The organism is Rothia sp. HMSC061C12 (genome assembly GCF_001815755.1).
Lineage (GTDB): Bacteria > Actinomycetota > Actinomycetes > Actinomycetales > Micrococcaceae > Rothia > Rothia mucilaginosa.
The window spans coordinates 371-7,114 of record NZ_KV821876.1; the positions used below are offsets into that span (position 1 = coordinate 371).

5 protein-coding genes are annotated in these 6,744 nt (G+C 61.0%); 4 read left to right on the plus strand and 1 reads right to left on the minus strand.

Annotated features, from left to right (window positions below; genetic code table 11):
* Positions 1-98: 98 nt before the first annotated feature.
* Positions 99-314, minus strand: a complete 216-nt coding sequence (locus HMPREF3055_RS08235; protein ID WP_005508828.1) for an RNA-binding S4 domain-containing protein — start codon at positions 312-314, stop codon at positions 99-101.
* A gap of 232 nt (positions 315-546) precedes the next feature.
* On the opposite strand from HMPREF3055_RS08235, the gene HMPREF3055_RS08240 reads away from it, so the two are divergent.
* From HMPREF3055_RS08240 to dnaG, 4 genes are all read left to right on the plus strand, one after another.
* Positions 547-1,926 carry a glycine--tRNA ligase gene (locus HMPREF3055_RS08240; RefSeq protein ID WP_005507052.1) on the plus strand — a complete coding sequence of 460 codons (1,380 nt, stop codon included), beginning with the start codon at positions 547-549 and terminating at the stop codon, positions 1,924-1,926.
* A 128-nt stretch (positions 1,927-2,054) separates the two neighbouring features.
* Positions 2,055-3,032, plus strand: coding sequence for a GNAT family N-acetyltransferase (locus HMPREF3055_RS08245; protein ID WP_070738828.1), 978 nt, complete (start codon positions 2,055-2,057; stop codon positions 3,030-3,032).
* Positions 3,033-3,251: 219 nt separating this feature from the next.
* Positions 3,252-4,418 carry a tRNA dihydrouridine synthase DusB gene (dusB, locus tag HMPREF3055_RS08250; RefSeq protein WP_049355088.1) on the plus strand — a complete coding sequence of 389 codons (1,167 nt, stop codon included), beginning with the start codon at positions 3,252-3,254 and terminating at the stop codon, positions 4,416-4,418.
* A 131-nt stretch (positions 4,419-4,549) separates the two neighbouring features.
* Positions 4,550-6,676 (plus strand): DNA primase, encoded by a 2,127-nt coding sequence (gene dnaG / locus HMPREF3055_RS08255; RefSeq protein ID WP_070738829.1) that lies wholly within the window; start codon positions 4,550-4,552, stop codon positions 6,674-6,676.
* Positions 6,677-6,744: the final 68 nt, after the last annotated feature.

Consider the following 6,744-nt stretch of genomic DNA (forward strand, 5'->3'; position numbering starts at 1 on the left):
GCGAGGGCGGGTTCCCTGTAGGAACGAGGAAGAGCACCGCCCCTCACAGATTCCGCCACCTCATCGTTCCTAGGCCCCAAACGTGTAATCAGACGGTGCTAGTCCTCGTGCGCAACCTTCACGGTCACGCCGTTGAACGTCACGGTATCTCCGGGGTGCAGCTGCTTGCCGCGTGCTTCTTCAATATCGCCGTTGACCTTGACCAGGCCGTGCTGAATGACCTCGCGTGCCTGCGCACCGTCCTCTACGAGGTTGGCGAGCTTGAGGAACTGGCCGAGGCGGATCATGTCGTCGCGAATAAAAATTTCTTCCATGCTTCCTAGTTTATCCCGCCGGGTGCATCCTGGTGTTCGGCAAAAATGGGGGAGTGGTGGGCCGAGTAGGCATACCCAGGGGCGGGTTGGTGATGGTACCCTAGTGTCTTGCATCAAAAAGTGTGCATATTGCGCCGATGAGCGCGAATGCGGGCGCCCCGTTCTGGGCGGCGTCCCTTATGAACCCGAACTCACGCACGTCACAGCCGGTGGCGGGGCAGAAGGAGTAACTATGGCTGAAAAGTCCACCCTCGATAACGTTATTGCGCTCGCGAAGCGCCGCGGCTTTGTTTTCCAGGCCGGTGAAATTTACGGCGGTTCCCGCTCCGCATGGGACTACGGCCCCCTCGGTGCAGAGCTGAAGGAAAACATCCGTCAGCAGTGGTGGCAGCGTTTCGTCCGCTCCCGTGCGGACATGGTTGGCCTGGACTCCTCCGTTATTCTGCCTCGTGCGGTGTGGGAGGCGTCCGGTCACGTGGCGACCTTCACCGACCCGCTGGTTGAGTGCCTGTCGTGCCACAAGCGTCTGCGTCAGGATCACCTGCTGGAGAACTTTGAGGCGAAGAAGGGCCGCGCGGCTGAGGGCATGGAAGAGATTGCTTGCCCGAACTGTGGTACTCGTGGCGAGTGGACTGAGCCGCAGAACTTCTCCGGTCTGATGAAGACTTACCTGGGCCCGGTTGATAATGAGGAGGGTCTGCACTTCCTGCGCCCGGAGACCGCTCAAGGTATTTTCGTGAACTTCAACAATGTGGTCACTGCTTCTCGTAAGCGCCCGCCGTTCGGTATTGGCCAGATTGGTAAGTCGTTCCGTAACGAGATCACTCCCGGTAACTTTATTTTCCGTACTCGTGAGTTCGAGCAGATGGAAATTGAGTACTTCGTGCACCCGGATGACGCTGATAAGTACTTCAACGAGTGGGTTGAGGACTGCTGGAACTGGTTCGTTGACCTGGGCATTAACCCGGATAACATGCGCCGCTTCGACGTTCCTAAGGAGGAGCGTGCACACTACTCGGCTGGCACTATTGACGTTGAGTACCGCTTCGGCTTCCAGGGTTCCGAGTGGGGCGAGCTGATGGGCGTTGCGAACCGTACCGATTACGACCTGGGCGTGCACAACGAGCACTCTAACGCGAAGCTTGAGTACTTCGACCAGGCTACCGGTGAGCGTTACGTGCCGTACGTGATTGAGCCGTCCTTCGGTCTGACCCGCTCCATGATGGCGTTCCTTGTTGACGCGTACGTTGAGGATGAGGCACCGAACACTAAGGGTGGCGTGGATAAGCGCGTCGTGCTGAAGCTTGATCCGCGCCTGGCACCGGTGAAGGCTGCTGTTCTGCCGCTGTCGAAGAAGGCTGAGCTGTCTGAGCCGGCAACTAAGCTGGCGAATGAGCTGCGTGGCCTGTGGAACGTGGACTATGACGAGGCAGGCGCTATTGGTCGCCGTTACCGCCGCCAGGATGAGATCGGTACTCCGTTCTGCATTACCGTGGACTTTGACACTCTTGAGGATCAGGCTGTGACTATCCGCGAGCGTGACACCATGAACCAGGAGCGTGTGGCTCTGGATCAGGTGAAGTCTTACCTGGCTGCACGCCTGGCAGGCTAAAAATAATTTATAACATGGTCGGCGGGTAGCCTCTTAGAGCGAAAGAGGCTACCCGCCGTCGTGTATTTGGGCTACCCTGGTTAGACTGATTGGCACGTTTGACGCGAGCGAAGGAAAGGTGCACGGATATGGCTGAACGCCTCAGCGAAAAATTTGAGATTCGTCCTTGGCAGGAGGGTGATGACCTTGCCCTGCTTGAGATTTGGAACTCTGCCCGCAATGAGGTTGAGGAGCGCCAGCGTGGCCTTTTCGGCCCGGATACGGATGCGCCGTTCAGCCGTACTCTGGTGGTGACTATTTCTGGTGTGCCGGTGGCTGCGGGTACTGTGGTGGCTTCGATGCTGCATCCGACGCGTCTATGGTCCTATGTGGAGGTCGCGGCTGACCACCGCCGTCAGGGTATTGGTACTGCCCTGCTGGATGCGTTGCGTGAGATTGCGGCGGCGCACGGCCAGACCACTGCTCTGCGCGTGAAGCTCGCCCCGTTTAGCGATGGTGAGGAGTTCGCACAGGCTGCCGGCATGAAGCTGGTTCAGCGTTCCCGCATGGTGCGTGTGGAGCCGGGCGCAATTCCCCCGGTGTCTCTGCGTGAGGATGCCGACGGTAACGAGACTCAGGCGATTGAGGATTTGGCGACCGGCTCGGTGGAGCTGACCGCCACCCTCTGGGAGTTCTACCGCCGCTCGCATCAGTGGGATGTTCCCGCCGAGGTTGGTTTGGGCACGGTGAACCGCTACTTCCTTTCGGATGAGGTGCGTGCTTTTGGCGCCGTGGTGCTTCGTGACCATATTCGTGAGGCGGCTGCAGAGGGTAAGAAGGGTCCGATTGTTGCGTTTGCGGTGAGCTACCACCCCTTCGAGACTGACCCGGAGGCGGCGCTGGTGGATGAGAAGACCGCCACGGAACTGCTGCTGGGCTACGACTTCGATAATGAGGGTGCCGTGGAGGCGATTATGCAGGTGCTGTCCCTGCTGAGTGCTAAGTACCCGGTGCTGATTGAGGTTGATGACGCCATGGAGGCGCTGGTTCAGGTGACCGACGTGCTACTGCGTGCCGGCACTGCCTCGGTGGAGGGCGACCCGACCTATATTTACGTGACCGAGTAGGTTCGAGAGTAGATTCTCGAGTAGGTTCGTAGGTTGCCAAGTAGATTCTCGGTACTGAACCTGCTGGCTGACTCTTGCTGAAGGGGCGGGGGAGTGGAATGCTCCTCCGCCCCTCTCGCGTACCTGCGCCTCCTCACGGTTGCTGAGCTTGCACAGTGCTCCTGTACCCCCTCAGCTGAGTCCGGTTCTCGATTTGCCCCCGTATGCCACAATATAGGGGTGAATTCTGAAGCACCCCGTCTTACCCTTCCGCCCCTGAAACTGGGCAATCTGACCGTTGATACTCCCGTGGTTCTCGCCCCGATGGCTGGCGTGACCAATAAGGCTTTCCGCCGCCTCTGCAGTGAATATGGCGGCGGCCTGTACGTTACCGAAATGGTGACTGCGCGCGCCCTGGTGGAGCGTAAGCCCGAGTCCATGCGCATTATTGAGCATGACCCGGACGAGAAGATCCGCTCCATCCAGATTTACGGTGTGGACGCGGTTAACGTCGGTAAGGCTGTGCGCATGGTCGTTGAAGAGGACCGTGCCGACCACATTGACTTGAACTTTGGTTGCCCGGCTCCTAAGGTGACTCGCCGCGGTGGCGGTGCCGCTCTGCCCTGGAAGACTGACCTGTTCACTGCGATTGTGCAGACCGCGGTGAAGGAGGCGTCCCGCAACGATATTCCGCTGACCATTAAGATGCGTAAGGGCATCGACGATGACCACATTACGTTCTTGGAGTCCGCCAAGATTGCGCGTGATGCCGGTGTCGCGGCGATTGCTCTGCACGGTCGTACTGCGGCTCAGCATTATTCGGGTAAGGCTGACTGGGATTCTATTGCGCAGCTGCGCGAGCTGATTCCGGACGTGCCGATTCTGGGTAATGGCGATATTTTCTCCGCTGAGGATGCGGTGCGCATGGTCGAGCAGACCGGCGTGGACGGCGTGGTGATTGGTCGCGGTTGCCAGGGTCGCCCGTGGCTGTTTGGTGACCTGCAGAATGCGTTTGAGGGTTCGTCTGAGCGTATCCGCCCGACCCTGACTGAGGTGTCGGACATGATTTACCGCCACGCAGAACTGCTGGTGGAAACCTTCGGTGATGAGACCCGAGGCCTGCGCGAGATCCGCAAGCACGTGGCGTGGTACTTCAAGGGTTACCCGGTTGGCGGTGAGCTGCGAGCGAAGATGGCTCAGGTGCCCGACCTGGCGACGTTCCGTGAGCTGATTGCTCAGCTGGACCACTCGATTGGTTACCCGGGTGCCGCTGTGGAGGGTTCGCGCGGTCGCGCCGGCAGCCCCAAGCAGCCGCACCTGCCCGATGGCTGGCTGGATTCGCGCATCCTGGGGGATGCTGAGCGTCTGGGCCTGGCGGAGGCTGAGCTGGATATTTCCGGCGGCTAAACACCTGTGTGCCGCGGCGTGCTGTATGCGCGTCGCGGCGCATCCTTTTTACGAGCCTGTTTGTGCGTTATTTTCCGCGCCTATAACGCCTGCAGATGCTACCTGTTGACCCCCACCGTAGAATTGAGTTTATGGCTGGATTAATCCGCAAAGAAGACATTGACGAAGTCCGCGCCCGTACCGATATCCGCGAAATCATTGAAGGCTATGTGAGCCTCAAAAGCGCCGGTATAGGCACCTTCAAGGGGCTGTGCCCGTTCCACGACGAGCGCACGCCCTCCTTCAATGTGCGCCCGCAGGTCGGCTCGTACCACTGCTTCGGTTGCGGTGAATCCGGTGACGTGTACTCCTTCGTCATGGCGATGGAACACACCAGCTTCGTTGAGACGGTGGAGCGTCTAGCCGCCCGTATTGGTTACACTCTGCACTATGAGGGCGGTAAGCCCGGCGACCGCTACGAGGCGGGTATGCGCCGCCGCCTGCTCGACGCGCACAAGATTGCCGCCGAGTTCTTTGAACGTAACCTCTACAGCGCTGATGCTCAGGAGGCGCAGCGCTTCCTCGGCGCCCGCGGTTTCGATCCCGCCGCAACCCGCAAGTTCGGTGTCGGCTACGCCCCGCGCGGCTGGGACCACCTGCTCAAGCACCTTCGCTCCCAGGGTTTCACTGATGAGGAGCTGAAGGCGACCGGTATGTTCTCGGAGGGCAACCGCGGCCTGTACGACCGCTTCCGCGGCCGCATCATCTGGCCAATCCGCACCATTGCCGGTGAAACCATCGGTTTCGGTGCCCGCCGCCTCTTCGATGACGATCAGGGCCCCAAATACCTAAACACCCCCGAGACGCAGCTGTACAAAAAATCCCAGGTACTTTACGGCATTGACCTGGCAAAACGCGATATGACCAAGGCTAAGCAGGTCGTCATCGTGGAAGGCTACACGGACGTCATGGCGGCACACCTCGCCGGCATCACTACCGCCGTTGCCACCTGCGGCACCGCGTTCGGTCCCGGCCACATCAAGATGGTGCGCCGCATGATTACCGACGACGGCTCCGGCGGCGAAATCATCTTCACCTTCGACGGCGACGCCGCAGGCCAGAAAGCCGCCATGGCCGCCTTCCAGGAGGACCAGCGCTTCGTCGCGCAGACCTTCGTGGCGGTTGCCGAGAACGGCATGGACCCCTGCGACCTGCGCCTACACAAGGGCGACGCCGCCGTGCGCTCGCTGATTGCTTCGCGCCGCCCGCTGTTCGAGTTTGCGATTGATTCGACCCTCGCCAAGTACGATTTGGCGACTCTTGAAGGCCGCGTGCTGGCGATGCGCGCTATCGCCCCGATTATTGCCGGCATTAAGGACCGCGACCTGCGCCCCGCCTACATGCGTAAGGTATCCGGTCAGCTCGGTCTGGAGCTTGATGAGATTCAGCGCGCCGTGGCGTACGCGCAGAACCACCCGAAGCTTTCTCGCTCCCAGCAGGCGGAGGCTACCGCCGCCGCGCCGCGTTACGAGCGTCTGAACGAGGGACCGCAGGGAGTGTCGGGCACACCGGGATACGCGGGCGCTCAGGGTTACGCGGGCACGCCGGGTTATACGGGTGTTCAGGGGACAGTTCATGCTGACGCGCCCTACGACCCCGCCTACGATGCACCGCCACCGGAAGACCACGCCGCACCCAGCGCCTACGCCGGGCAGAACGCAGCCGCGCACCCGCCGAGCAGCATTCAACCCGCCGCACCCCAGCCGGAGGCGACCGCCCCCGCCGTCGAGGAATTCCTCACCCCCGACCCGCGCGACCCGGTTGCCCGTATCGAAAAGGCGGCGCTCGAAATTGCCCTGCAACACCCCGAGCTCATCAGCGTGGAGCAGTGGCGTAACCTCGCCACCGTGCAGTTCCGCTACCGCACCCACCGCGAGGTGGCCGCCGGTATTATCCATGCCGCAACCGTCATGGCGCCCACCCCCGGCATCGAATGGATTAACTGCGTGCGCTCCGGCGCTGTGGAAGGCGTGCACCCCGCCATCGCGGAGCTCGCCGTCTCACCGCTACCGGTCAGTAGCGCCGAGCGTCTGCCCGGTTTCGTCACCGGTGCGCTCAATGCTCTGTTTGAGCAGCAGATTGCCCGCCAAAAATCTGACCTGATGATGCGCCTGGAACAGCTCAGCGCCAACCCCGACGACGAAGAATTCGAAGCGGTACAGCGTCAGCTCCTCGAATTGGAGATGCGCCGCCGACAGCTCGCCGCACAGCGCGGCTAGGTGCGGTTCCTTGTGAGAGCCCCGGCTGTCTGCTCAACGTTTTACGTTCCGCAGACAGCCGGGGGGGG